Origin of the sequence: Priestia abyssalis (genome assembly GCF_002019595.1) — a bacterium.
GTDB lineage: Bacteria > Bacillota > Bacilli > Bacillales > Bacillaceae_H > Bacillus_BA > Bacillus_BA abyssalis.
In genome coordinates this window covers 2,460,849-2,484,571 of the sequence record NZ_KV917369.1, presented here as the reverse complement: position 1 = coordinate 2,484,571, position 23,723 = coordinate 2,460,849, and the positions used below count along the sequence as shown (strand labels likewise).

Sequence of the window (23,723 nt, the reverse complement as noted above, 5' to 3'; positions counted from 1 at the left end):
ATCCAAACATATCCGACCTTTTTTGAATACAGAGAATTTGTGATAAACCGATGAATATTTTTTGACCTAGAATCAACTATTCTTAGCTTCATACACTTTGCCGTTTATTTCTTTATTAAAGAATACTCTTTGTCAATCGGAAGCTGTAAACTGACGATCATTTTGTTCATGGCACTAAACAATGCTTTTACAGAAGAAGTTGTAATGTCCGAGTCAATCCCGCAGCCCCAATAAACCGTATCATCGTGAGCGGTTAAACCAATGTACGATACAGCATTTGATTTCGATCCTGTTTCTAAGGCATGCTGCTTATACACCAAATCTTTATAAGTGATGCCAAACTTACTTTGAAGAGCGTTGCTGACGGCATCCAGTCTTCCGTTTCCTTCTCCTGTAATTTCTTGCATCTCTTCATTAATTCGAATGGAGACGACAGTTCGGTAATCATCATTTTGAGTCGATCTGTAATTGATAAATTCAACCGGAGTTTTAATATTCACATAATCTTTCATGAAAATATCATATATTTCATTTGGCATAAGCTCCTTATGCAAGTGATCCGATACATTTTTAACCGCATATCCGAAGCTCTCTCGCATTTGAGGAGGAAACTCGAGTCCGTACTGCTGTTCAAGCACATAACTGATTCCTCCTTTTCCGGATTGGCTGTTAATACGGATGACATCTGCTTCATACTCTCTGCCAATATCCTGCGGATCAATCAATAAATAAGGAACCGTCCACTGCTCAACATCCTTTTCTTCTCTCCATTTCATACCCTTGGCAATCGCATCTTGGTGGGAACCTGAAAAGGCAGCAAATACAAGCTTTCCGGCATATGGCTGTCTTTCATTTACTTTCATTCTTGTCATGCGCTCGTATACAGCAACAATTTCCGGAAGATTTTCAAAATGAAGCCCAGGATCTACACCGTGAGAAAACATGTTCAATGCCAGCGTAACAATGTCCACATTTCCTGTTCTTTCTCCGTTTCCAAACAGTGTTCCTTCAACTCTTTGCGCTCCGGCAAGCATTCCCAACTCTGCATCTGCAACGCCGCTTCCTCTGTCATTGTGAGGATGCAGTGACAAGATGACATTCTCTCTGTAGTTCAAATGATCACTCATATACTCAATCTGACTCGCATAAACGTGCGGCATCGACATCGAAACAGTAGCTGGCAAGTTTATGATGACTTTATTATCCGCTGTAGGCTGCCATATCTCGAGCACCGCGTTACATATCTCAAGTGAAAAGTCCGGTTCTGTACCGGTAAAGCTTTCAGGAGAATATTGGAATTGGAAGTTCCCCTCCGTTTCAGCAGCATATTTCTTAAGTAATTTTGCACCGGTCACCGCTATGTCAATAATTTCTTCTTTGGATTTTTTGAATACTTGCTCACGTTGTGCCACCGATGTTGAATTATACAGATGCACCACCGCTTTTTTCGCACCTTTAAGCGATTCAAACGTTTTTTCGATAATATGTTCCCTTGATTGTGTTAACACTTGAATGGTCACATCATCAGGAATTAAATCTTGTTCGATTAACGTACGCAAAAAAGCATATTCTGTTTCAGATGCAGCGGGAAAACCAACTTCAATTTCCTTAAATCCTACTTTCAAAAGCAGTTGAAAATACTCCAACTTTTCCTCCAGGCTCATCGGGACGACCAAAGCCTGATTTCCGTCTCGAAGATCTACACTGCACCACATAGGAGCTTCAGTAATATACTCTTTTTGTGTCCACTTCAAGCTTGTGACCGGGGGCATAAAATAACCTCTAGAATACTTTTTAACATTTTTCATTTGATAACCATCCTTTCATAGATCATACTGATTTTATTTAAAATAAAAAAGCCCGTCATCTCATAAGAGACGACAGGCTTTACCTGCGTGGTACCACTCTTTTTGATTCGTTTAATCACACTTAACGAACCCGCTTTATGACTTGATGACGGTCGTCAACCGTTAAGACCTACATATCAGCCTTACCACTCATGGGCGAGTTGGGGAATTTATTGACTGTCTTTCACCAACCGACAGCTCTCTAAACAATAAATATTCCTTAATACTCCCAATCACTGTGTTTTCGTAATCTTTTAAATTTTCCTTATCTTATTATATATTTTTATATTAGTCAATTATATTTTCATTATTTTTTATAAATTCGCTCAATTTTATAGGCATTTTGTATTTCTTTTATCATCTTACGTCTCTAATTACATCGAATGTAATGTTTTACTCATGTTGTACCAAGTGACTCCACCATGCGCAGAACTTGAAACGCCGTTGTTGAGATATCCATGGTTTTCATAGAAGCCAATTAAATTCTCTTTACAAGTGAGTGTAATCGTTTCACGATTGTTTTCTCTTGCCTTTTTTTCAAGATGTGAAAGTAACGCCGATGCCACACCTTGTCTTTGAAAATAAGGGGACACCGCTAATCCTAAAACACTCTGATGACCGCCAGACGCTGGATTTTCCTTTATATCACTAAATAAGTCATCTGTAATAAAGGCTGTTTCAATGACCGGCCCATTGACTAACCCCATGATCACACCATCCTCTTCAGCCACAAAAAAACTATCCGGAATTATTTGAATGCGTTTTTCAAACGCTTCTTTCGTTGCAGCTTCTTCTTTCGTAAAACACCGATGTTCAATGGCTACAAGTTCAGGTAAATCACTCATTTTTACGTTTCGTATTTTCAACATATCCATCATTCCTCCAAAGTTAAACCGTATTTCTAATCTAGCTTATATTCCACTTAATAGCTCGACACATCTTCATTCAATCGAGAGGTATCACAACCGGTGACTCGGACAACTGGAATTTGCTCTCAGGGGCTTCGAAAATTTGGTATGGCGGCTCTTTAGCCATGTCGGATTTTCTAAATCGATCTATATAGTTATTAAGTATGAAGAATTTGTCACATATTCATTCTTTTTGCCGATGAACCTCTAGTATATTCTCACTAAATTATCGAATACGATCGTTTTTTAGTAAAGAATGCTTTGTAATTTTTTCGAATTTTTAGTATTGTGTTTTATGTGAAAAATAAAGAAAAAAATGGAAGGAGAAAATGACTAGTAATGAAAAAGAAGCTTGTTTATCCGTTTTTAGCCGTATCTTTAAGTTTTTCATTAGGGGCTTGTTCACAACAAACGAAGGAAACAGCAGCACCTAAAGAAGAACAAGCAATAGAGGCAAATGGTACACATACTGCCCATTGGTCTTACACAGGGGAAACCGGTCCTGAACATTGGGGTGAATTGGATCGCTCCTACTCAGCTTGTGTCAATGGAAGTGAACAATCCCCTATCAATATCGAATTCTCTCAAGTGAAAGCAAGTGAAAAACTAGAAAACATTCAAATTCAGTATAAGCCGACACCTTTTTCACTAGCCAACAATGGGCATACCGTACAAGCCAATGCCTCAACACCAACGAACAGCATTGTCGTGGAAGGAACTGAATACAAACTCGCTCAATTTCACTTTCATACTCCGAGCGAGCATCAATTTAATGGCCAGCATTATGATATGGAACTGCATCTTGTACACCAAGATGCGAATGGGAAGCTTGCTGTCCTCGGCGTCATGATTAAAGAAGGAAAAGAAAGCGAAAAACTGGCCTCGGTTTGGGAGGCATTACCGAAGGAAGAAACAGAAAAAGATATTTCTATAAAAGAGCCGGTTGATTTACAAGCTCTACTTCCTCAAAATCAAACATCTTTCCATTACAATGGTTCGTTAACGACGCCTCCTTGTACGGAAGAAGTAAAATGGATTGTTTTTGAACAGCCAATGGAGATGTCAAAAGAACAAATTCAAGCGTTCCAACAAATTTTCCCTGATAACCATCGTCCCGTTCAACCTATAAACGAACGTGAAATTATCAAGAACTAGATTAATTTATACATTAATTAACTAAAAGAAGAGGATGATTCAAAGAGAAAAAGCTTTTTGAATCATCCTCCTGAAAGTCCCCTTCATAAAAACGTAAAAATAAGGGATTGCGTGTATGATTTATTTTCTCATTCCTGTATAAATATGGATGGCATCTCTTAAAAAGGCAGCGGTTCCAGGTTGTTTCTCATCGTAATATGCGGTAAACCTTTCGTCGTCTACATACATTTGCGCAAGACCTGCATGGGCCTCCTTGCTGTATTCAGCCCAGTAAAATGTAAGCCATTGCTTGTGCAAATCCGCTGCTTTTTGTGCAATGTTACTTGTCGGGTCACCGGTTTCCAAAGCCTGTGCTAATGTTTCCTTAATTTGCTTTTCGAGACTTGTCACTTTTTCATAGTCTTCTTGCGTCATATTCATTAGCTTCGCATTGGATTTTTCAACCGTATCATTTCCATATTTTTCTCTGATTTCTTCTCCATACTTCTCCTCGTTTTCCTCAATGATTTTTCGTTTAAACCCTTCAAATTTCTCTTTATTTGTCATTGTCTTTCTCCCTTCCTTTACAGCTATTGTTTTATCGAGATTGGCAATGAGCACATCCAATTGTTCTCGTTTTGCCAAAAGTTTTTCACGATGTTCTCTCAGTGCATTTGTGGCGTCAAAAGAGGGCGCCGTTACGATATTCTTAATGTTTTCTAAACTGACACCGAGTTCTCTGTAAAAAAGAATTTGCTGCAGCCTGTCGATCTCTGCCTGACCGTAAATTCGATAACCTGATGAATTCACTCGTGCCGGTTTAAGAAGTCCGATTTCATCGTAATACCGCAGTGTCCTGGTACTGATACCCGCCAACTTCCCTAGTTTTTGCACGGTATATTCCATCATCTCACCTCCTGACAACATCACTATACACTTTTACGCAACGTCAATGTAAATAGGTTTTTGAGAAAATATTTTAAAGGAAGGATTTAAAATCAAGTTTATTCATCCTCCACCTGGCAGCATTGAAATCCCCCGCTTATTTCGTTGAAGCGGGGGGATTCTTTCGGAAAATGATAAACGATTAAACAGTTTTCTTAACCAATTCATTAGATGTATGAACTTCTTTAATAATATATTTATAGTTCAATAAACACACCATAATGGCTGCCAAGGATGATACAACTAATAACGTAAAAATAATAAAAATTTGATACTTTACTGAACCAAACGGATCTGCACCAGCCAGAATCATGCCGGTCATGGTCCCCGGTATTTGAATGAGCCCGACTGTTTTTAACATATCCACTGTTGGAATCATCGCTATTTTGATCGCTCTGTTTTTTAGAAATTCTTCTTCCAATTCAACATCGTTTTTCATTGTTTCCAAAACCACTGCCCCGGCAATCATTGCATTTCCAATAAGCATTCCGCATACCGGAATCAAATACTGTGCTTCTAAAGGAATGATACCAAAGAGCAGCCACACACTGATACATATGATAACGGATAATGTAATCCCTCCTAAAAGAATAAAAAAAGATCTTTTCCGGTTTATCCCTCTCTTCGATGCATTGAAAGAAGCAATAATCATCATGAGAAATATGTAGCCAAATACAACAAAAATATTTTCTAGCGAAAATAAAAAAGAGATAAAAAAACCTAATAATAATAGCTGAAAAAACCCTCTTATTGAAGAAAATAATATATCCTTGCCCATTCCTAGTTTTTGATTCATCGAAATGATGATGGGTATGAAAACAAACAAAAGAATGACAAATAAAGCGAGATTACTAATTTGTTCCATAAATTAACACCTCCTTTTTTATTTTACTCTTTAACAGCGAGATAATATATATCGATTTATAAAATTCGATATAATCAAAGAATTATCAAATTTCAATTGACAATGATTATCATTTTCTATACAATAATATCAAAATAGGATATTGATCGGGGAGGGAAATGATTTGTTGAACATGTTACATGGGCTGAAGGATATTCATACGGTGATTTCAAATCACCGTAAAATAGGCGGAGCGGCAGAAGCAGATATGATTCGTTTATCATCTGGAGAACTTTACCATAACCCGGTGTTTACGAATATTGACATCTCAAAAGGTCAGTATATTTCCCTTTGTTTTATCGATGAAAGCGGAACGAATATTATGACACATGTGGATGAAATTGCTATGATAAAAGGACTGCAGCATAAGCTGATTTGCCAGCTGAATAATATTCATGTCAAAGAATTATTATTACGGGATACTCTTCAATACTTGCGAAAGTTATGTGAAATCAATGATGGATTCGTCACGCACTCTTTTAAAAAGGAAGCACTAAAACTTGTTCGGGATATCAGTATAAACGAACTTAAAAAACGCGCCGTTTCGCTTCCATTCCCTATTGAAGAAAACCTCATTCATTTAAATGAACGCTTATTTGCATAATATTGAAAACGAGGCCCTCATAAGGAGCCTCGTTTTTTTATCATTATTAAAGAACTTCTGCCTGGCATGCTAATCGATATCCGACATCTAATGCGCTCTTTAATTTTTTTTGCTCTTTTTCATTAGGGAGAGACAAATAGGAAGCCCCCTCTGCCACTTTAACCGTGCATACTCCACAAGTTCCTTTTTGGCATTTGTACTGTAATGTTTGCCCTTGATCCAGAGCAATATCCAATAAATTCCCTTGCACGGGTTGGATTTCGAATCTCATTTCATTTTGAGACAAAGTAATCTTATTGTTAAGTTTTTGACCCTCGGTATGGTTAATATCCTCCATATAAGAGGAATGTGGCCTAAAAACTTTATCAGCTACTAAGTTTTTTGGAATAAGAGATCCAACTGTTAATGTTCTTTTATTCATCGACATTCATTCCTTAATCTTTTGGATCTTCCAGTGTGCAAATGGCAGCAGGGCGTTTGATTCGCAAAACAACGGTTTCATACACACGAAACGGATGATTCATTCCTTCTTCTCCTAAGTGCGCTGTATCAAAGTCTTCTGAAACGGCAAGATCTAAATTATTTCTTCCTGTATTAACTAAAACACCCGTCTTCCCTTTTAAAGCGGGGGATTGGAACACCCCGTCCGTCACAAGTTCACGAACATGTTCAATTTCTAAAACATTGGTGTCTTTATGTACGCGGTGCAGCAGTGAGTATAATTCAGGTGATAATACAAGAGCAAACGGTCCATTATGATTCATTTCAAGCAACTGGTTTCTTGCTTCCACTACATCTTGAAAAGCGCTCCCTGATTCATACCAACTTCCGATCAAGTGTGTTGAGCGGCCTTTGACATTCATTAGCCCGGGGATATCAAATTCTTTTGATCCGTGAAAAATCATCTGGTCTTCTAATATGGCCACATCACGGGCAGCATTGGCCGCTGCAGAAAAATCGATAGGAATGTCTAACACTTTTGCCTGTTCCAAATCGCGCCAATATAGAACAAAATCTTTGTAAAGTAATGGGATGGTATAGTTTACCCGTTTACCAACCTCGATGTCTGTATCAAATGCTCCTTGGAAATCCATTTTCGCTTCGTAATTTTCCGTGAAAATATCATTGAAAATACTCTGTACTCCCCTTCCAAGCGGGCCGTACAATTCGATGAAACGGCGTCCAACCAACTGTCTTCGGGCAGCCTCGATGACGGTTTGATCTAATTGTAAGAAATCTTGATCTGTTAATGGTGAATCTGGGAAAATTTGAGATTTATTCATAGTTTTTGTCTTCCTCCTACATCTTTGCTTATCTTAAACTTCCAACTGTAAACCCTTTTCTCTTTTGCGGCGATTTGATGACGGGTGCAGAATTGGCTGAAGCTAAATGATCATGGTGTTCATCATGATGTGCATGCGGATCAACATAGTTATGGTCAAATCGCTCATTGATTTCATTTAACATTTTTTTCACTTGTTGATAATCTTGATAGGAATCATTCCTCATTTGGTTTAACAAGGTGCTGCGTTCCTCGTCTGTAAATTGAAATAGTGCTAAATCCAAATGTTCTACAAAATTATGCAATCCGAATTTCTCAAGGTTTAATTCTTGTAAAAGGCGATTAAATTCATTATTGGTCGGGGAAAAAACATTCCCTTCTTTTTCTTTTTCAAATTTACTAATAAGCGGAATAAGTTCAGCGAGACGCGACAACCTCTGTTCTTCCTCTTCATAAATATGGTGATAATAAAGACGTTCATGATCATCCTTGGCATTTTGAATGACAGGATCCAGCATATTCATAAATTTTTCGATGGCATCCTTCGTAGTGGTAAAAATTCGATAAAAAGTGTTGAGTTCTTCCTTCATTCATCGCACCTCTTACTTTTAAGATAATGGCCATTATCTCCATTTAATTTCTTTTTTATTCCATATGGATTGTTTTTTTCATTTCATTCATGTCAGTAAGGTCGTGGCATAAATAACCATGGCTAGTATGTCACAACCTTTTACTTTTGGCTATTTGGGCAAATTTTAAATTAACGGAGTTTCAAAAAACATTATGAAAAATTGTAGGAGTCCCGTTTTATATAAGTTAATTGGCTTATATAAAGCAGTTAATGGCGAAGAAAATAATAGGGATTAATTTTAGGAGCGGGCATTTTTGTATACATCAATGAAATTCTACAAAAAAACACAGAGGGGGAAATTCATCCCCCTCTGTGTTTTAGCGGCAATGATTTATTCATCGCCTAATTTATCGAGCATACTTACGGTATCAATAAGATGGTTATTAAAGATTTGACGGGCAATGGCTAGTAAATCGATGATCATAGGATCCCTCAATGAATACACGACACGATTCCCTTCTTTTGTGCCAAAGACGATGTTTTTATTACGCAGTACACTCAGTTGCTGTGAAACGGAAGAGCCTTCAGCCCCAATGATGGTTTGAAGTTCGTTCACGTTTTTATCTCCTTCAGCTAATAACTCTAATATCCGGATTCTTAATGGATGGGCAAGCGCTTTGAAAAAATCGGCTTTAAATCGTTGCAGTTCTAAATTCATTCATTTTCTCCATTCTATGATTTCGCTAAAATGATATCTTCTAAACCTTTTTCTTTTATGTTCTCCCCGCTTGGGATAGACAACGACGTACATTCTTGGAAAGCATAGTGCTTACAACCAATGCATTTGTTTTGCTCTAAATTTAGCAGGGCGAAATCAATCGCTTCCCCGGTATGTTCAAAGAAATGTCCTCTTCCTATCTCGTCGTATAGTCCTGTTCGTTGGATCACCTCTTTCGGTTGATGCTGAATACCTGAAATGACAATGGTACCGCCATGTCTTTGAAAATGACGAACAATGCTTGTTAAATTGGATTCTCCTGTTATATCCATGTATGGAACTTTTCCCATTCTTAATATTAATACATTTGGGCGATGATGGATGGTGTCCATAATCGATTTCTCGAACAGCTGCGCCGCTCCAAAGAAAAGCGGTCCTTCAATCGTATAGAGGCTTACTTGGGGACAGTCACGTCCTTCACTCACCATATACGGGCGCACTTTTTGGTCTGAAGGATCAGGAAGTGCTTTTACGACAGTAAGCGTATCACTCATCCGTTTGACAAACAGGAGAACAGCCAATAATAACCCTGCCTCTACCGCTATCGTTAAGTTCGTAAAAACGGTAAGTAAAAATGTAACAACTAGAATCACCGAATCGCTTGTTTTCGTCATTAAAACATGAGCGAATTCTTTTCGCTCACTCATGTTCCAGGCCACTACCATCAAAATAGGTGCCATGCTGGCCAAAGGGATATGGGATGCATAAGGAGCAAAAAGCAACAGCACCAACAAAACCACTACTCCGTGAATCACTCCTGACATCCGCGAAACAGCGCCGTTTTTAATATTGGTCGCCGTTCTTGCGATTGCCCCTGTTGCTGCAATCCCGCCAAACAAAGGAGTTACCATATTTGCAATCCCCTGTCCTATCAACTCGCGATTGCTGTTATGCCTGCTTCCTGTCATGCCATCCGCTACAACTGCCGACAATAACGATTCTATCCCCCCCAATACAGCAATAACCAAAGCTGGACGAAGTAAATATTGGATCTTTTCCAATGTGATTTCAGGAAAGTGAAAGTGAGGCATTGTATTAGGAATTTGACCAAATGTAGAAGCGATGGTCGCTACTTTGCCAGGGAATAATAGACTGGCAATAATGCTTGAGATCATCAACCCCATTAGTGGACCTGGTATTTTCGGAAAATATTTTGTTGTAAGTAAAATAAATAAAAAACAAATAATCGCCGTTATCATGCTATAAAAGTTAATCGTATCCAAGTGGATAACAATTTCGTTAAGATTTGCGATAAAACCTTCATGCTTTTCAATTCCGGTGATTCCTAGAAAGTTGGCGATTTGTCCAGTGAAAATAATGACGGCAATGCCTGAAGTAAAACCGATCGTCACGGGGCGCGGAATAAATTTAATTAAAGAACCGAGTTTGAATACTCCCATTAAAATTAACAAGATTCCAGCCAAAAAGCCAGCAATCAGCAAATTCTCATACCCATAAGTCATGACAATCCCTAAAAGAATGGGGACAAAGGCTCCTGTTGGACCGCCAATTTGAAACTTAGAACCGCCAAAGACAGAAATGAGGATGCCGGCAATGACGGTCGTATAAATTCCATACTCAGGTTTGACACCCGATGCAATCGCAAAAGCCATGCCGAGAGGAAGAGCGATGACGCCGACAATGAGCCCTGACAGCAGGTCTTTACGAAAATGCTGCGTCGTATACCCGTTAAATCGTTCCCTTAACTTGCTCACAAATATCCCTTCTTTTCAAATGAATTACTAACGTATATTCAAATATTTGAATATACAAATATTATATAGTATGGTGATGGAATTGTAATTCCCCAATTGAAAATAAAGGGTATCATTTCTAAAACTAGGCCTCTTACATAACAGCATGTTATGATTTGAATGGTATACTTTTCAACAAAAGGAGAATTTTGATGAATCCAAAAGAGATGCAGGACCAGATTATTCAAAACTATCAGCGGGACGAGCACATGATGATCCTTGTCTTTGCCCAGTGGTGCGTCAATCACGATCTCGACCCAGCCGAGCTATATACGCGCGCCTACCCGCAGCAAGGAGCGAACCATGCACTTCAGCACGCGATTGATTTGACGGTTCCTAAACATGAATCGGAAGACATCCCAGATGAAATGCTGCTTGGAGTGTTATCCTTATTCGGCAACGAGGACCTTGCTTTTGTTGTCCACGAGGAAATCATGAAGAATAAAAAGAGCAAATGATAGTGAACGGAATACGTACATATTTTATACGGAAGGAGATGGCCTTTTGATCAAGTATAAAGAACTTCATCATGTCAGCCTCACCGTTACAAACTTGGAGCAGGCAAAACGCTTTTACACGGACATCTTATGTCTTACCGAAATCACACGGCCTGATTTCGATTTTCCGGGGGCGTGGTATGAAATCGGTCAGCAGCAGCTGCATTTAATTGAATATCCAAGTTCACAAACGATTCGGCCGGACAAGCATTTAAGCAGCCGTGAAGGACACTTTGCCCTCAGAGTCGAAGACTACGCGGAAACGTTAAAATGGCTGAAAAAGAACAACGTGGAAATTCTCGAAAAACCGAACAGCAAAAGCGGATTTGCCCAAATCTTTTGTGCAGACCCTGATGGGAATTTAATTGAATTGAATGTCGACCAGAAAGATTTAACCTCTTGATACTATTAAGGTACAAAGAAAGAACCCATGCACATCCATCATTCAGATGTACATGGGTTCTTTTTATGATCCAATCAAAGAAACAGTCTCTTCTGTTTCCAGCAATTTCAACAGATGGCGCACCGCGTAGGCGAAACCATCTTCATCATTTGTCTTTGTGATGAGATCGGCTTGTTGCTGAATCGCCAAAGGGGCATTTCCCATTGCGACAGAAGTGGTTGCCACTTCAAATTGCGCAAGGTCGTTGCCTCCATCGCCAAATGCGAAAATTTCTTCAAAAGATACGTTCATCATTTGTTGATAGCGTAATAAAGCCTTTCCTTTATGCGCCTCGCTTGAAGTGATTTCAACGTTATTCGAAAAAGAAGAAGCCATAGAAATGTCTGTTTGATCAGCTAAAGCTGTTTTTACTTCTTCAACTTTCTCTAGTTGATCATGATGCACTAAAGCAATAAGTTTATAGATTTTAAGATTGTCTTTCTTTAAGATACCATCGTAATCGTATTCTTGAAAAAGAGTGTCCAACTCTTCTTTGCTTTTATGGTGCAAGGGAGGCAGTGTCGAAGGAAAGCCGCCGTAATTCGTGTACACAAGAATGCCTACTCCCATTTCTTTTAAAGCAGCGAATATTTCTTTGTACGTATCAATTGAGATTGTCGCCTCGTACAACAGCTCTCCTGTTTCAGAGTATAATACAGAACCGTTCACACAAAAAATCGGACATTCGAGATGTTGGACAGATTTGACGCTCACAACATCACCATAAGCCCGGCCTGTGTTTAAAATGATTTGATGCCCTTTGGCCTGTAACTCTTGTAAAACGTTCATATTTTCTTCTGATATTTCATGCTGAGAATTCAATAACGTACCATCTAAATCAATGGATAGACATTTCATCGTTTCGTCCCCACTCCCGTTTTTCTATTATTCCGCTCTAACGGCTATACCTTCATCAATTGAAGGATTGCTTTATGGTGAAGTATACTGCATTTAGCCAAATATGAAAAGTGGAAAAGACATGAACCTACTCTGCATAATTAAAGACTAGTTCAACAAAAGCCTCTACTGCTGGAGACAACCACTTTTTCTTTTTTATGAGCATATGAGAATAAATGGGATCGAATTTTTCAGAATGACTTAGGATTTTTAGCTTGCCGCTTTCTACTTCTTCTTTAACTGTAATATAAGGCAAAACAGAAAATCCAAGTCCACTCATAACAATTTGTTTAATTGCTTCTATACTCCATAGCTCCATTGTTTGAAAGTTATGAATGTCGTGCTTTAAAAGATATCTTTCAAACATTGTCCGATAACTACAGCCTTCTTCATTTGTAATGAAAAAATGGTTGGTGTTATTTTTTTTATATTCATCAAAATGATCCGGACCGTCATTACTGCTCACAAGGACGATCTCCTCCTCAACTAAAGAATAATGAATGCATTTTTCTAGTTTTATTTCTGGATAGACCATGAATGCAACATCTACCCGCCCGCTTATTAAGTCAATTTGGTTTTGCCCGCATGTACCGTTGGTTAATATTATTTTGACATGAGGATATTTCAAGGAATATTCCCTTATTATCGGACCTAATCTAGAGATTGTTAAAGACTCTGGTGCAGCCACTTTTAATACTCCCTTAACTTCGTGGATGCTTCGCATGTTCTTAATCTGTTCATGAGTAGAAAGTAAATCTTCCGCTAAAGGTATTAATTCTCTACCTAAATGAGTAAGCTGTAAATTTCTTTTTACATAAGTAAAAAGCTCCCCGCCAATCTCATGTTCAAGTGCCTGTATATGCGAAGTTATAGTGGATTGAGTATAACCTAACTTCGAAGCAGCTCCTGTATAACTTCCTATTTCTACAATAGTCTGAAACGTAATAAGGTGTCTAATTTCCATATCGTTTCCCCTTAAGTTGTAAGATGTATCGAAAAAAATGATAATGATTTTTTTAATTTCAATTTTATTTATAGTTAGGTTCATCATACAATAAAGGCTATCCGATAGTAAATTAGTAAATGAAGGTGAATCTATGAGTATAGCAGCGTTTCTTTCGTATGTGATTATTACATCCATTACGCCTGGTCCAAGTAACATCTTAATGATGAATGAAGCGAGGAGGTTTGGTTTTGCAGGGTCCTGGAGGTTCATTAGCGGGATTTTGGCAGGGTTTGCGGTACTTGGGATTATGGGTGGAGTATTTACCGCAGGTTTATACAATTTCATCCCTTTTGTAGAGCCATATTTTAAAATTGCGGGTGCAGCATATCTGCTCTACTTGGCATGGCAAGTGGGGGTTCACAAAAGTTCAGAGAAAGATTCTAGTGATGTACAATCCTCTTTTTTATCAGGTTTTATCATTCAGATTCTAAATGTCAAAAGCATTTTGTTCTTTTTAACAGTGATGAGCGTTTTTATTTTGCCGTTTAATCATTCTCTTAAATCTATCGCTTTTTATTTAACTTTAGCCATTTTTTTAGGATGGTTAGCGTTGCTTTTATGGTCAGGGTTCGGCTCGATTTTCAAGAATTTTTTTGCCAAACATGACAAGTCATTTCGAGTAATTATGAGTTTCTTGTTGATTTACTCTGCGGTAACTATTTTTCTTTAAAACTAAAGAGATGAAAAGTCGAATCTCTTATTTTGAAAAGATTATGGCTTTTCTTGCTTTTTTGTTATTATACTAAATGTGGTCATTTGTAGCACAAGAAAGGATAGATAGAGCATTATGGCTTATCAAGACCTAAATTATAAAAAGCCTTAAAAATAAAGGAGAACACATATTATATATGACTAATATGTGTTCTCCTTCTGTCTTTTATTAAACAAAAACGCTCTATAATGGAATAATGAAAATAGAAACACGGATGTAAATTAGCTTATTTTCTTCAACATTAAAGAGTCGCTACCCGTTGAAGAAGAAAAGGAATTGCCTTAGCATCTCTGGTCACCTTTTTTCTTATTCCACGAGAAAGATTGTAAAATATTGTACTTAAACTAACGCGGGCGTTAGCTCAATCGATTAAGCAGGTACTAACAGACAAGCTCTAATTTATAGTATCTCAATGGTTTTATATATCTTTAATGTATCAAGGTACTTTCAAAAATAACCTAGTAACGATTCAGAAGTCTCTTTTTTATTAACTTAATGTTTTGGAAGCCAGATAAGCGACTAGTATATAGCGTTCAGGTGCTGATCCGATATATTCAAAAGGATAACATGTACTGACTGTTAACGTTGCACGTGGTTTTGGAACGATAACGGTTCGATCATCCTCATCAACAACCCGCACTTTGTTGACTTTGTATTTGAATTCTCCTGCCGAAGTTCGAACGACTAACCAGTCTCCTTCTCCTATTTCCCCAAGTTTTCGGAATACTGTATCTCGGTGACCTGAGAGAACGGAATTGTCATTTTCACCAGGTAGCACACTTCCTGCAAAGTGACCAACTCCTTTTTCCAACTCATCCTCGTTTGTTCCGTGATAAATAGGGAGTGTTGCGTCTAATTTTGGTATATACAGTTCTCCTATTTCTTCCCCAATTTTAGGACGGACAGGATATAGCTCTTTTTCCGTTTCTTCTTTATTAGGTTGTATCTCGATTAGCTTTGCGGTTTCTTTTATTTGACTATTTGAAGAATGAGTTTTATAAGCAAAGTAGCCTTTTGCAAACTTATAGATATTGGTAGTAGAAAACCAAAAACCAAACAAGATGCTAGCAATTGTAAACGAAAGAAGAATCAACCGCTTTTTGCGGTTGATTCCCTTATTTTTTAGTGTTCCCATCTTACGCATTCCTTACCTTTCGGTATGCTAAGATTCCGGCTAAAGTGATGAAAAGTCCAAACAGTGCATTTGGAATATAATCGGAAGCTGTTTCTGGTAGTTTCGCGCCTTTTACAGTCTTATATTCTGTTTTACTTTGAGCAATAGATTTTCCGTGTTTTGCTTTAAGTGGTAATGCAGGTTTTTCTGTTTTAATTGTTGGCTTTTCTGCACTAAGTATTGGCTTTTGTTTTTCCGGTTTAGCTATCTGTGGTTGTTCGACTGTCTCAATCACCTCTTCGGCAGACTCCTCGATTTGCTCACCTGTTTCAATAACTGTTTCAGAATCGACCATTTCACTTGTAATAATAATATCTGCTAAGAACTGACCATCTGTACTGGATAAGTTTACCTTCAAATTAGCACCCTTCAGTTCTTCTAATGCCATTAAGTCCGCAAGGGATAATGGTGTTTCTGAACCGCCCTTGACAAGGCTATAGGATGCCTTCAACTTAAAAATAGATAGTAGCTCTTCGTAGATGGATGCTATTTCTGCAATTTGCTCGGATGTAAGCTCGGTAGCCACATCAAAGTACTCGAAAGCCATCATGCGGTTACCCAATTCATCAAGGCTCGTTATGATTTCAGGATTGGAGAGGTGCTCCTCTAAGGACATTAAATGGTCTTCGATACGTTTAAGTTCCTCTTCTGTAAGGTCGATTTCTTCAAAAATAGGAAGAAGTTCTTCTGCTATTTCTTCACCCATTCCAGGAAGACTCCCTTCAGAATAGTTCCAAATATCTTCCTCTAGGTCATCAATATAAATGTAATCATTAATGTCCTTGCCATTTTCCTCTAACAATTGGAGTAAGGATTGTTTATCCAATTCATAATTTTCATTAAAATAATCTAAGTTGCTTAGGTCGGCTTTAATTACTTCGCCTAAGAAATCGCTTAAATCTTCGACAGTTTCAAAGTCAGCATTGGTCATCTCATATAAAGCAAGAGATGCTTCAATATCTCCTTTCGTCACTTCGAAGCCTCTTTCCTGGCTAACTCTAGCTAAATAATCAACAAGATCTTGGTCGAAGTTTGGATCACGTTCAAAAACCTCATTATCTGTATAGAACCAAACGGCTGTGTCCAAATCATCAATATAAATGTAATCGTTGATTTCTTCACCGTTTTCTTCTAGCAAATGGGTGAGGCTTGCCTCATCCAATTCATACTCTTCATAAATATAATCTAAGTTACTTAGATCGGCTTTAATCACTTCACCTAAGAAGTCACTTAAATCTTCGACAGTATCGAAGTCTTTGATGTTCGCCTCATAAGTGGAAAGAGATACTTCTATATCATCTTTCGTTACTTCAAAACCTCTTTCTTTACTAATCTCGGTTAAATACTCCGTAAGTTCTTTCTCAAAACTTGGTTCCTGAGTAGCTAGTGTTGCTTTTGGGAATAATCCGATTAATAATGAAAATGATAGTAAAATTGCCCCCAGTTTTTTCATTTTATTCTCCTTTTCTGAACCCTTCTTTCTATGATTCTAGAAAATTATAAGATATTAACATTAGTTTAACAATGAATGCTATATTACCAATTTGAGGTAGTGTTGTTATGTCTTGGATGTTCGTTGTTTGAGTAGATTGGATAGGGAACAATCTTTATTTCTTTATTACTTTGTAAAGATACAAACTCAGATAACCTCTAGCCAATGCTATTAGTACAACAAGATCGCGACTGGAATGCCCGTCCTGGAACCAATCACTTTTAAAATCTAGGTTGTTATTTATATATAGGGTTGTACTTACAATTCTTGCTTTTATTTTAGGAACTATTTATTCTTCCTCTACTTTTGGACATTTCGCCTTATTAGTCGGAGCAAAAGTGGGAAGTTACATACTATGATAAGCTTTTATCTTTCAGCTTTAACCGAATCTGCTATTTGTACAAGTTCTTTTTTAGGTAACTTCTCTTCTCCAATATATTCAAGCCTCAATTCTAATCCCTCTTTTTCTTCCCGCCAGAATAACAGTTGTTTTTCACCTTTCTTTTGGTAGTAATACTTTGTTCCAGGTATAATTGTATTCCTATTCCACCTAGGATCATCAGCCCAACTAACATGGTTCGTTGCAGTAATAACTAGACTTTCCTTTGAACCCTTATAAAACACTTTAATATAGCTACAATTTCTTCCACAATTACGTATAGTCGCATAACTATTTTTATATTTTATAGGAATGTAATTTGTCTCTACTCTCATATTGACTAAATTTTGCGCCCAATTAACTGGAAATTTAATAAAGTGAGTATTAAAAAACAACACAGTTAAGAGAATAAGTCCTCCTAAAAGAAGAAGTTTCCATAACTTTTTCATAACAAACCTCCCAACATAATGATGTTCATGAACAGTGCAACGTAGAAACCATGAAAAAGATACAGATTCTTTTTAAGTTCATTCTCTCATTCATGCTTCTGATTTATCCCATACATGTATGTATATTCTATACAAATCTAGGTTACATAAAACTTCTTCAGGAACCAAACTATAACACCCCCCCTTGGTGCCCAAGGGGGGTGTTATAGTTTATGCAAAATTTTATGCATCGTTGATAAATCAATGTTTAAGGCTTCTGAAGAAACCCGGCATCTGCATGAAAAAGTGGGGTTTTATGCAGTCTCTTGTTGAACGCCCCCGTTTAATAAGAAGCTACCCAATACCAATGTTCATCTAATTTTTCTATTTCTTTAAAGTCTCCATCAAAATCATTTCTGGAAGGCCTTTGGTCAGTTGGTGAATATACAAATCCTGAAAAACCATCTAAAATACCTCGAAAAGTAAAGAATAGAATGGAAGAGCTATCGCCATTTTTCTCTACAACAATCTCCCCGCCGCCTTTAGATAATTGGTCATATTCTTCAGGTAAATGAATAAGAGAAGAATTGTATGAAACGTTCGGTTTAAATGTTCCATTTTCTACCTTGCTTACAACCTCTTCTCTTTCGGATTTATTCATTTTAAAATCTATATCCAATAAAACCTGAGTGAAAGGAAAGAAGAGCCATAAGAGGATGGTAACGAGCTGGATAACGAATGGTTTCCAATTTTTATTTTTGAGCAGAGTGATTACGGTTCGAATTGTGATAACAAAGAAAAAGCCAAATACCAATAACCATAGCAAAGGCATAAGAAATGGTGTCAATATTTCAACGATTTGCCATTCGAAAAACTTATATAAAACAACTAAAATGCTGCTTACTAAAGCTAAAAAGAATAATTGATTATGTTGCACCCTTTTCCCTCTTTCCGAATTAAGTTCATATCTGAGCTTAATTGTACAAAGAAAAACTATGGCATAGTAGTCATTTATTTTGGTAAAATCTTCTTATACTAATCTAATCTCCCTCTAAAAAAATGACCATGTTATGATGACGGCGCCTGAATCGTTAACGCTTCAACGATTCGATTGATTTCGTTCATCGTCTTTTGGGCCATTTCCCACTTCAAGCAAGAAAGAATAGTTACTTTGTGATAAGAATATTTCCTGTTGAGGATAATAATGGTTTGAGTTATAATAAATTATACGTGTGATAAGGACATTATACATATTGAATGATTCCTATATTAAAGGAGCGATAAATTCATGAATATCACCATTTATTATGGAAACCACGAAGATAAAACGATTCATACAATGGATTGTCATATAGAAATCGATGAAGAAGAAATGACTGTAAGCACAGATATTCAATAAAACGAAGGAAAAGGACGCCGTTCGAAAGATTCGATCGCGTCCTTTTTATTCTGCGTTCACTTTTATTGCTAAATTTGTTTCCCCGTCCATAGGATATGAACCATTTAACTGAGGGAATGGTTCATGCTTTTGTCCATTCCTCTTTCCCTTAAAATATCTTGAATGATTTCGATGTGAACAGCTGCCCAGGCTTTTTCTTGGAAATGAACGATTACACTCACTGTCAGAGCCGTTAAATACAACAATACGAAAGCGGCCCACAGCAGGCTCCCCTCTTTGAATAGAAATCGCTGTAACTGTTTTGAAAAAATGAATAACAGCCACGGACCGGCAGATATAAAAATAGGAATGATTCCTGATCCGTTCTTCTCTTTTACCATTCGATATTGAATTTTATTCAGTGTATGACTGTCGATTTCCGTATAAAAGGTTTGAATTTCCTCAATTTCCGCAAGCTCCTTGCATTGTTCAATCCATTGCTGATTCACTCTCTTTCTTCTTAATCTAAGATAAAATTTATGAGCATCCCCGCGTAATGAAAACATATTTATACCTCCATTTTCCTAGTGTGTGATGAAGGATATTGTTTCAACCATCAAAATGGGGTGGATATTGGCTAGTGAACAAAAAGAACACATAGCGGTTAAACGCAAATGTGTTCTTTTTTGGTGCGGGCTGCCTGGCAGCTTAATAATCGTTATAATCAAACTCCTTTAAGGAATCCATATGGCTGGCAATCATGGCAATGATGGTGCTTGCTTCCTCTTTGCTGAATATGAAATGGGACTCGTCTTCTATTAAGTCATCATTGGCTGCGACTATTCGATTCACTCTTCGTAATACACCGTCCCCTGTTTCTTGGACAATTCCAAACTGATAGGTGACCTCTACTTCGTCTTCATGAGCATATGCTGTTACTTCCGGAGTAGTCCAATCCACATCGATTTCTTCGAAGATTTCCTCTTCCGGCTCATCTTCCACCAAGAAATATTCATCTTCATCATCTATTTCGTCAGTCTCATCACCGTTCATGTAATCGTGGAATGTATCATGAACAGCATCGACGATGTCTTCTATATCAGAAAGGATGATTCTTGATGTTTGTTCAAGATCAAAGTCGAACGTTTCCATATAAAATTCTTCATTATAGGGATCGAAAAAAAGTGTACAAAAGTACTCCCTGCTATTTTCATCCATTCCCGTTTCAATGAAAAACTCCATACGAGGGTGCTTGGCCCCTCTATCAATAGAAATATGACCAATTTGATCATATTTATCACAAATGGACTCCAAATGGTCTTGGAGCTCCCCGCTCACTCGATCGAACCATTCTAATGACATCGTGCATCCCTTCTTTCCAATGTTCTCCTTTCTAGTATTCCTTGCTTCATCCATTTTAGACCATGTTTAAGAGGGAATCATTCACGCTTCCTTAATAATCTTCTCTACATGTGAGGAAAGCTCATGCGTATGTTCCCATTTGCCTTTTTCAGTTTCGATTTTTGGGTGGATGATCACGTCAATCGTAGTAGGTTTAATCATATAGCGCTGCTGTTCCAATCCTTTCGCCGATCCTCTTATTGTAATCGGAACAATACTGCTTTCAGTATCCAGCGCCGCTTTGAAACTTCCGGGTTTGAAAGGCAAGTCCCTTTCCCCTTTCGTGATCGTTCCTTCAGGAAAAATGAGAATATCTTTTCCTTCTTCTAAATATCTTTTCATTTTCCTCAATACTTCAACTGCACTTTTTCGGTCCCCTCGCTTTAAAGCAATATGGCCGATTTCTTGCATCCAAACGCGAAACACTGGAATATCTTCAATTTCTGCTTTCATTACAAAGTATGGAACTCTGGTTAAACAAACGTACATGAGAAGAGGGTCCAGATGACTTTCGTGGTTGGCGGCAAACAGCACGGGTTCTTGTTTCGGGATATTTTCCTTTCCTGTTATCTTTACACGGACACCTGCGATTTTAAAAAGCCGTAGGATGAGCGCTCGTAACTTGGCATTCAATATATCTTCTTTATAAGCACGCTTTTTCGCTAAGTGAACATATGGGATGTGAAACACGAACCAAAAGGATACATATAGCACAATACATAGAAGTCTCAACACATAAATTCCCCTATCCTTCCATTGTTTCTTTTTACTATTTTACGTTTTTTTTCAATGAATGCTACTTTTATCCCTCATTAACGGGCAGTAAAACCCGAACCGATAGAAGTTTCCTAATATAGGAATACACCGAACGGGACAAAGTAACGATGAGCATTCTATGGAGGTGTGAAAGGATGAATCATGTGGAAAAGAGAGATTTTTTAACGATTGAGGATGAACACGGTATTGAAAAGCAGTATGCCGTCGAAGCCTTGTTTGAGATGGAAGGAAATGCTTACGTCCTTTTAAGAGCACATGGCGAAACCATCCTGATGCGTGTGGAGGATGACGGGGGTGAGCAATATCTTGCAGGGCTATCCAATCCCGAGGAAAGAGAATCCATCTTGGAGGCCTATCAAATTGCAGTGGAAGCGGCCCCTGCAGATTAAAAGAAGTTGTAAAGAGAACGTCATAAATATGGAGAAAAAGGGCACATGAAGCTGTCGCGTTCCTATATGCCCTTCTTCTCGATCAATCATCTTGTGGATTGTTGTTGTGTGGATTTTTCCGGTTCCTTTCCCGTATTGAACAATTGGGAAAATCCTCTAAATCCGAAAAGGCCGACAAACAATAATCCAAGAACCATTCCGCCGTATAAAGCGACTCCTTCTCTCATAAATCTTATCACCTCGACCATATTTTTCCCATCTTTCCACTAATCATGAGAAAAATGTGCTGAAAATCTGGAAAAAAACCACTAGTCTTCTCTTCACATAAAGAGACAGAAAACAGAAATAATATTTTTGTGAGTTAAATTAAGCAGAAAGAGGGAGTTACACATGACAGTTGCAGCTCAAGTAAAACAGACGATTGCAGGCCTAAAAAGCGCTCAAGCAAGCTTTGAAACATTCGCTTTAGGTACAGAAAACCAAAATGCGAAGCAGTTATATCAAAATGCAGCCCAGCAAACTCAAACGATTATTGACAGCATTACACCGCGTTTACAGGAAATCGAGCAAGAAGAGCCTCAATACAAACAATAATCGTCATACAGGGATCATCTGAAAGGACTGTTTTCCTTCCTTTTGGATGATTCCCGCAAAATGAACCGTCACAATCATAACTAGGTTCAGTCCCTCTTTTTCATTTACATAAAAATGGAAATGGTTTCTTTCGTTATCTATCCTCATCAATAAACTATTTTCGTTTGATGCTCAAGTTTAAAGAAATACGTTAACTATAAGAAGATAGGAAGATGTAAACATGACGATTGCCGCGAATGTGAATCAATGCCTTTCCACCATCAAGGGAATCCAATCACAATTATCAAGTTTGGCGTTAAACTCCATGGATGAAGAGGCACAACGAATTTTCCACAAAAATATGTTATTGATGGATGAAATTAAACAAGACCTTCAGGCACGTGTATATGAACTGGAAATCGAAGAGCCGCAATATAAACAACCATAATCGCTGAGGTGAAGAAACATGCCGGAATGGATGGATGTCATTGTTCGTTCGCTACTTTTTTTTGTCGTCCTCTTTTTAACGACGAAGATATTAGGAAAAAAGCAAATTTCAGAACTGACTTTCTTTGAATATGTATCAGGCATCACCATCGGCAGTATCGCCGGTGAGGTCATCATGGGATTGGAAAAAAATATCCTAGTAGGAATACTCGGTATTGTGTCATTTGGTCTCATTACCTTTTTCGTTGATTTCTTCGCCATCAAAAGCAAGAAATTTCGTGATGTGGTCGAAGGAACAAGCACGGTGTTCATCAAAGATGGAAAAATATTAGAAGATAATTTGAAGAAAGAACGTTATACAATCGACGAATTATCGGCTTTGCTTCGCCAAAAGAACGTATTTAAAGCGGCTGATGTGGAATTTGCCGTCTTAGAACCAAGAGGTGATTTGAGCGTTTTCTTGAAAAAGGAAAACCAACCGTTGACCCCGAAAGATTTACAAATGAATGTACCGCAAGAGAAAGAACCCCATACAGTCATTATGGATGGTCACATTATGGATGATGCTTTGGCAGCGGCGAACAAATCCCGCAGGTGGCTGAATTTGGAACTCGATAAACAAGGTGTCATGCTCAACAATGTGTTTCTGGGACAAGTGGATTCCTACGGGGAATTGACGATTGACATTTATAATGATCAACTGAACGTCCCATCCCCCCAACAACGTCCTATGCTGCTTGCCATGATAAAAAAATGCCAGGCCGATTTAGAAATTTTTTCTTTAGGGACAGACGCTACATCCGCAAAAGAAATGTATAACAAAAATGCGAAAAAGCTGCAAAAAGCACTCGATGAGCTGACTCCTTATTTAAGATGATTAAATCTATTCGAATCAAGGAGAGAAACAATAATGTTCGAAAATATAGAAACGGTAGTGTTTGAGACGAAAGAGGACGAAAATCAAATCCTTGTAAGCGGAAAAATTACGGGTGTATCAGAAGAAT

The 23,723-nt window shown here is 37.8% G+C and carries 28 protein-coding genes and 1 other annotated feature; of the genes, 9 read left to right on the top strand and 19 right to left on the bottom strand.

Annotated features, from left to right (window positions below; translation table 11 throughout):
• Window positions 1–104: 104 nt before the first annotated feature.
• Window positions 105–1,808 carry a 2-isopropylmalate synthase gene (locus tag BK575_RS11670; protein ID WP_078410524.1) on the bottom strand — a complete coding sequence of 568 codons (1,704 nt, stop codon included), beginning with the start codon at window positions 1,806–1,808 and terminating at the stop codon, window positions 105–107.
• 62 nt (window positions 1,809–1,870) lie between these two features.
• Window positions 1,871–2,093: a binding site (T-box leader), on the bottom strand.
• 128 nt (window positions 2,094–2,221) lie between these two features.
• Window positions 2,222–2,716: a GNAT family N-acetyltransferase gene (locus tag BK575_RS11665; RefSeq protein ID WP_078414754.1), complete on the bottom strand. Its 495-nt coding sequence runs from the start codon at window positions 2,714–2,716 to the stop codon at window positions 2,222–2,224.
• 378 nt (window positions 2,717–3,094) lie between these two features.
• On the opposite strand from BK575_RS11665, the gene BK575_RS11660 reads away from it, so the two are divergent.
• Window positions 3,095–3,910 carry a carbonic anhydrase gene (locus BK575_RS11660; RefSeq protein WP_078410523.1) on the top strand — a complete coding sequence of 272 codons (816 nt, stop codon included), beginning with the start codon at window positions 3,095–3,097 and terminating at the stop codon, window positions 3,908–3,910.
• Window positions 3,911–4,030: 120 nt separating this feature from the next.
• On the opposite strand, the gene BK575_RS11655 is transcribed toward BK575_RS11660, so the two are convergent.
• Together BK575_RS11655 and BK575_RS11650 are read right to left on the bottom strand one after the other, a co-directional pair.
• The gene (locus BK575_RS11655) at window positions 4,031–4,795 is read right to left on the bottom strand and encodes a MerR family transcriptional regulator (RefSeq protein WP_078410522.1); all 765 of its coding nucleotides are present in this window, start codon (window positions 4,793–4,795) and stop codon (window positions 4,031–4,033) included.
• Between the two features lie 181 nt (window positions 4,796–4,976).
• Entirely contained in the window at window positions 4,977–5,699 is a 723-nt protein-coding gene (locus BK575_RS11650; protein WP_078410521.1) for an ABC transporter permease, read from the bottom strand.
• 172 nt (window positions 5,700–5,871) lie between these two features.
• On the opposite strand from BK575_RS11650, the gene BK575_RS11645 reads away from it, so the two are divergent.
• Entirely contained in the window at window positions 5,872–6,342 is a 471-nt protein-coding gene (locus BK575_RS11645) for a hypothetical protein (RefSeq protein ID WP_235867476.1), read from the top strand.
• 46 nt (window positions 6,343–6,388) lie between these two features.
• Here the strand turns inward: BK575_RS11645 and BK575_RS11640 are convergent, their stop codons facing one another.
• From BK575_RS11640 to BK575_RS11620, 5 genes are all read right to left on the bottom strand, one after another.
• The gene (locus tag BK575_RS11640) at window positions 6,389–6,763 is read right to left on the bottom strand and encodes a 2Fe-2S iron-sulfur cluster-binding protein (RefSeq protein ID WP_169907756.1); all 375 of its coding nucleotides are present in this window, start codon (window positions 6,761–6,763) and stop codon (window positions 6,389–6,391) included.
• 13 nt (window positions 6,764–6,776) lie between these two features.
• Window positions 6,777–7,625, bottom strand: coding sequence for a family 1 encapsulin nanocompartment shell protein (locus BK575_RS11635; protein ID WP_078410518.1), 849 nt, complete (start codon window positions 7,623–7,625; stop codon window positions 6,777–6,779).
• A gap of 28 nt (window positions 7,626–7,653) precedes the next feature.
• On the bottom strand, window positions 7,654–8,214 hold the full coding sequence (locus BK575_RS11630) for an IMEF encapsulin system ferritin-like cargo protein (protein WP_078410517.1): 561 nt from the start codon (window positions 8,212–8,214) through the stop codon (window positions 7,654–7,656).
• 372 nt (window positions 8,215–8,586) lie between these two features.
• Window positions 8,587–8,913, bottom strand: a complete 327-nt coding sequence (locus tag BK575_RS11625; RefSeq protein ID WP_078410516.1) for an ArsR/SmtB family transcription factor — start codon at window positions 8,911–8,913, stop codon at window positions 8,587–8,589.
• 14 nt (window positions 8,914–8,927) lie between these two features.
• Complete coding sequence (locus tag BK575_RS11620) at window positions 8,928–10,688, bottom strand: SulP family inorganic anion transporter (RefSeq protein ID WP_078410515.1); 1,761 nt, start codon at window positions 10,686–10,688, stop codon at window positions 8,928–8,930.
• A 191-nt stretch (window positions 10,689–10,879) separates the two neighbouring features.
• On the opposite strand from BK575_RS11620, the gene BK575_RS11615 reads away from it, so the two are divergent.
• Window positions 10,880–11,185, top strand: a complete 306-nt coding sequence (locus BK575_RS11615; protein ID WP_078410514.1) for a hypothetical protein — start codon at window positions 10,880–10,882, stop codon at window positions 11,183–11,185.
• 46 nt (window positions 11,186–11,231) lie between these two features.
• Entirely contained in the window at window positions 11,232–11,627 is a 396-nt protein-coding gene (locus tag BK575_RS11610; RefSeq protein WP_078410513.1) for a VOC family protein, read from the top strand.
• Between the two features lie 63 nt (window positions 11,628–11,690).
• Here BK575_RS11610 and BK575_RS11605 read toward each other — a convergent pair whose 3' ends face one another.
• Window positions 11,691–12,524 carry a Cof-type HAD-IIB family hydrolase gene (locus BK575_RS11605; RefSeq protein ID WP_078410512.1) on the bottom strand — a complete coding sequence of 278 codons (834 nt, stop codon included), beginning with the start codon at window positions 12,522–12,524 and terminating at the stop codon, window positions 11,691–11,693.
• Between the two features lie 127 nt (window positions 12,525–12,651).
• On the bottom strand, window positions 12,652–13,527 hold the full coding sequence (locus tag BK575_RS11600; RefSeq protein WP_078410511.1) for a LysR family transcriptional regulator: 876 nt from the start codon (window positions 13,525–13,527) through the stop codon (window positions 12,652–12,654).
• A gap of 133 nt (window positions 13,528–13,660) precedes the next feature.
• Here BK575_RS11600 and BK575_RS11595 point away from each other — a divergent pair, with 133 nt between their 5' ends.
• A complete protein-coding gene (locus BK575_RS11595; protein WP_078410510.1) occupies window positions 13,661–14,239 on the top strand; it encodes a LysE family translocator in 579 nt (192 codons plus the stop codon).
• A 529-nt stretch (window positions 14,240–14,768) separates the two neighbouring features.
• Here BK575_RS11595 and BK575_RS11590 read toward each other — a convergent pair.
• The 7 genes from BK575_RS11590 to BK575_RS11560 all read right to left on the bottom strand — a co-directional run bounded on the left by BK575_RS11590 (window position 14,769) and on the right by BK575_RS11560 (window position 21,268).
• Window positions 14,769–15,416, bottom strand: a complete 648-nt coding sequence (locus BK575_RS11590; RefSeq protein ID WP_078410509.1) for a class D sortase — start codon at window positions 15,414–15,416, stop codon at window positions 14,769–14,771.
• 1 nt (window position 15,417) lies between these two features.
• A complete protein-coding gene (locus BK575_RS11585; RefSeq protein WP_078410508.1) occupies window positions 15,418–16,908 on the bottom strand; it encodes a processed acidic surface protein in 1,491 nt (496 codons plus the stop codon).
• 405 nt (window positions 16,909–17,313) lie between these two features.
• Window positions 17,314–17,775: a hypothetical protein gene (locus tag BK575_RS11580; protein WP_078410507.1), complete on the bottom strand. Its 462-nt coding sequence runs from the start codon at window positions 17,773–17,775 to the stop codon at window positions 17,314–17,316.
• 322 nt (window positions 17,776–18,097) lie between these two features.
• Complete coding sequence (locus tag BK575_RS11575) at window positions 18,098–18,691, bottom strand: hypothetical protein (protein WP_078410506.1); 594 nt, start codon at window positions 18,689–18,691, stop codon at window positions 18,098–18,100.
• A gap of 566 nt (window positions 18,692–19,257) precedes the next feature.
• Window positions 19,258–19,698, bottom strand: coding sequence for a hypothetical protein (locus BK575_RS11570; protein ID WP_078410505.1), 441 nt, complete (start codon window positions 19,696–19,698; stop codon window positions 19,258–19,260).
• A gap of 142 nt (window positions 19,699–19,840) precedes the next feature.
• Entirely contained in the window at window positions 19,841–20,494 is a 654-nt protein-coding gene (locus BK575_RS11565) for a hypothetical protein (RefSeq protein WP_078410504.1), read from the bottom strand.
• Between the two features lie 81 nt (window positions 20,495–20,575).
• Window positions 20,576–21,268, bottom strand: a complete 693-nt coding sequence (locus BK575_RS11560; protein ID WP_169907754.1) for a lysophospholipid acyltransferase family protein — start codon at window positions 21,266–21,268, stop codon at window positions 20,576–20,578.
• Between the two features lie 176 nt (window positions 21,269–21,444).
• On the opposite strand from BK575_RS11560, the gene BK575_RS11555 reads away from it, so the two are divergent.
• Window positions 21,445–21,699, top strand: coding sequence for a DUF1292 domain-containing protein (locus tag BK575_RS11555; protein ID WP_078410502.1), 255 nt, complete (start codon window positions 21,445–21,447; stop codon window positions 21,697–21,699).
• A gap of 86 nt (window positions 21,700–21,785) precedes the next feature.
• Here the strand turns inward: BK575_RS11555 and BK575_RS28570 are convergent, their stop codons facing one another.
• Window positions 21,786–21,926, bottom strand: a complete 141-nt coding sequence (locus BK575_RS28570) for a hypothetical protein (protein WP_169907752.1) — start codon at window positions 21,924–21,926, stop codon at window positions 21,786–21,788.
• A gap of 163 nt (window positions 21,927–22,089) precedes the next feature.
• Here BK575_RS28570 and BK575_RS11550 point away from each other — a divergent pair, with 163 nt between their 5' ends.
• The 3 genes from BK575_RS11550 (at window position 22,090) to BK575_RS11540 (ending at window position 23,596) form a co-directional block, all read left to right on the top strand.
• Window positions 22,090–22,293: a DUF1657 domain-containing protein gene (locus BK575_RS11550; RefSeq protein WP_028395669.1), complete on the top strand. Its 204-nt coding sequence runs from the start codon at window positions 22,090–22,092 to the stop codon at window positions 22,291–22,293.
• A 220-nt stretch (window positions 22,294–22,513) separates the two neighbouring features.
• Entirely contained in the window at window positions 22,514–22,720 is a 207-nt protein-coding gene (locus tag BK575_RS11545; RefSeq protein ID WP_078410501.1) for a DUF1657 domain-containing protein, read from the top strand.
• An 18-nt stretch (window positions 22,721–22,738) separates the two neighbouring features.
• A complete protein-coding gene (locus BK575_RS11540; RefSeq protein ID WP_078410500.1) occupies window positions 22,739–23,596 on the top strand; it encodes a DUF421 domain-containing protein in 858 nt (285 codons plus the stop codon).
• Window positions 23,597–23,723 lie beyond the last annotated feature (127 nt).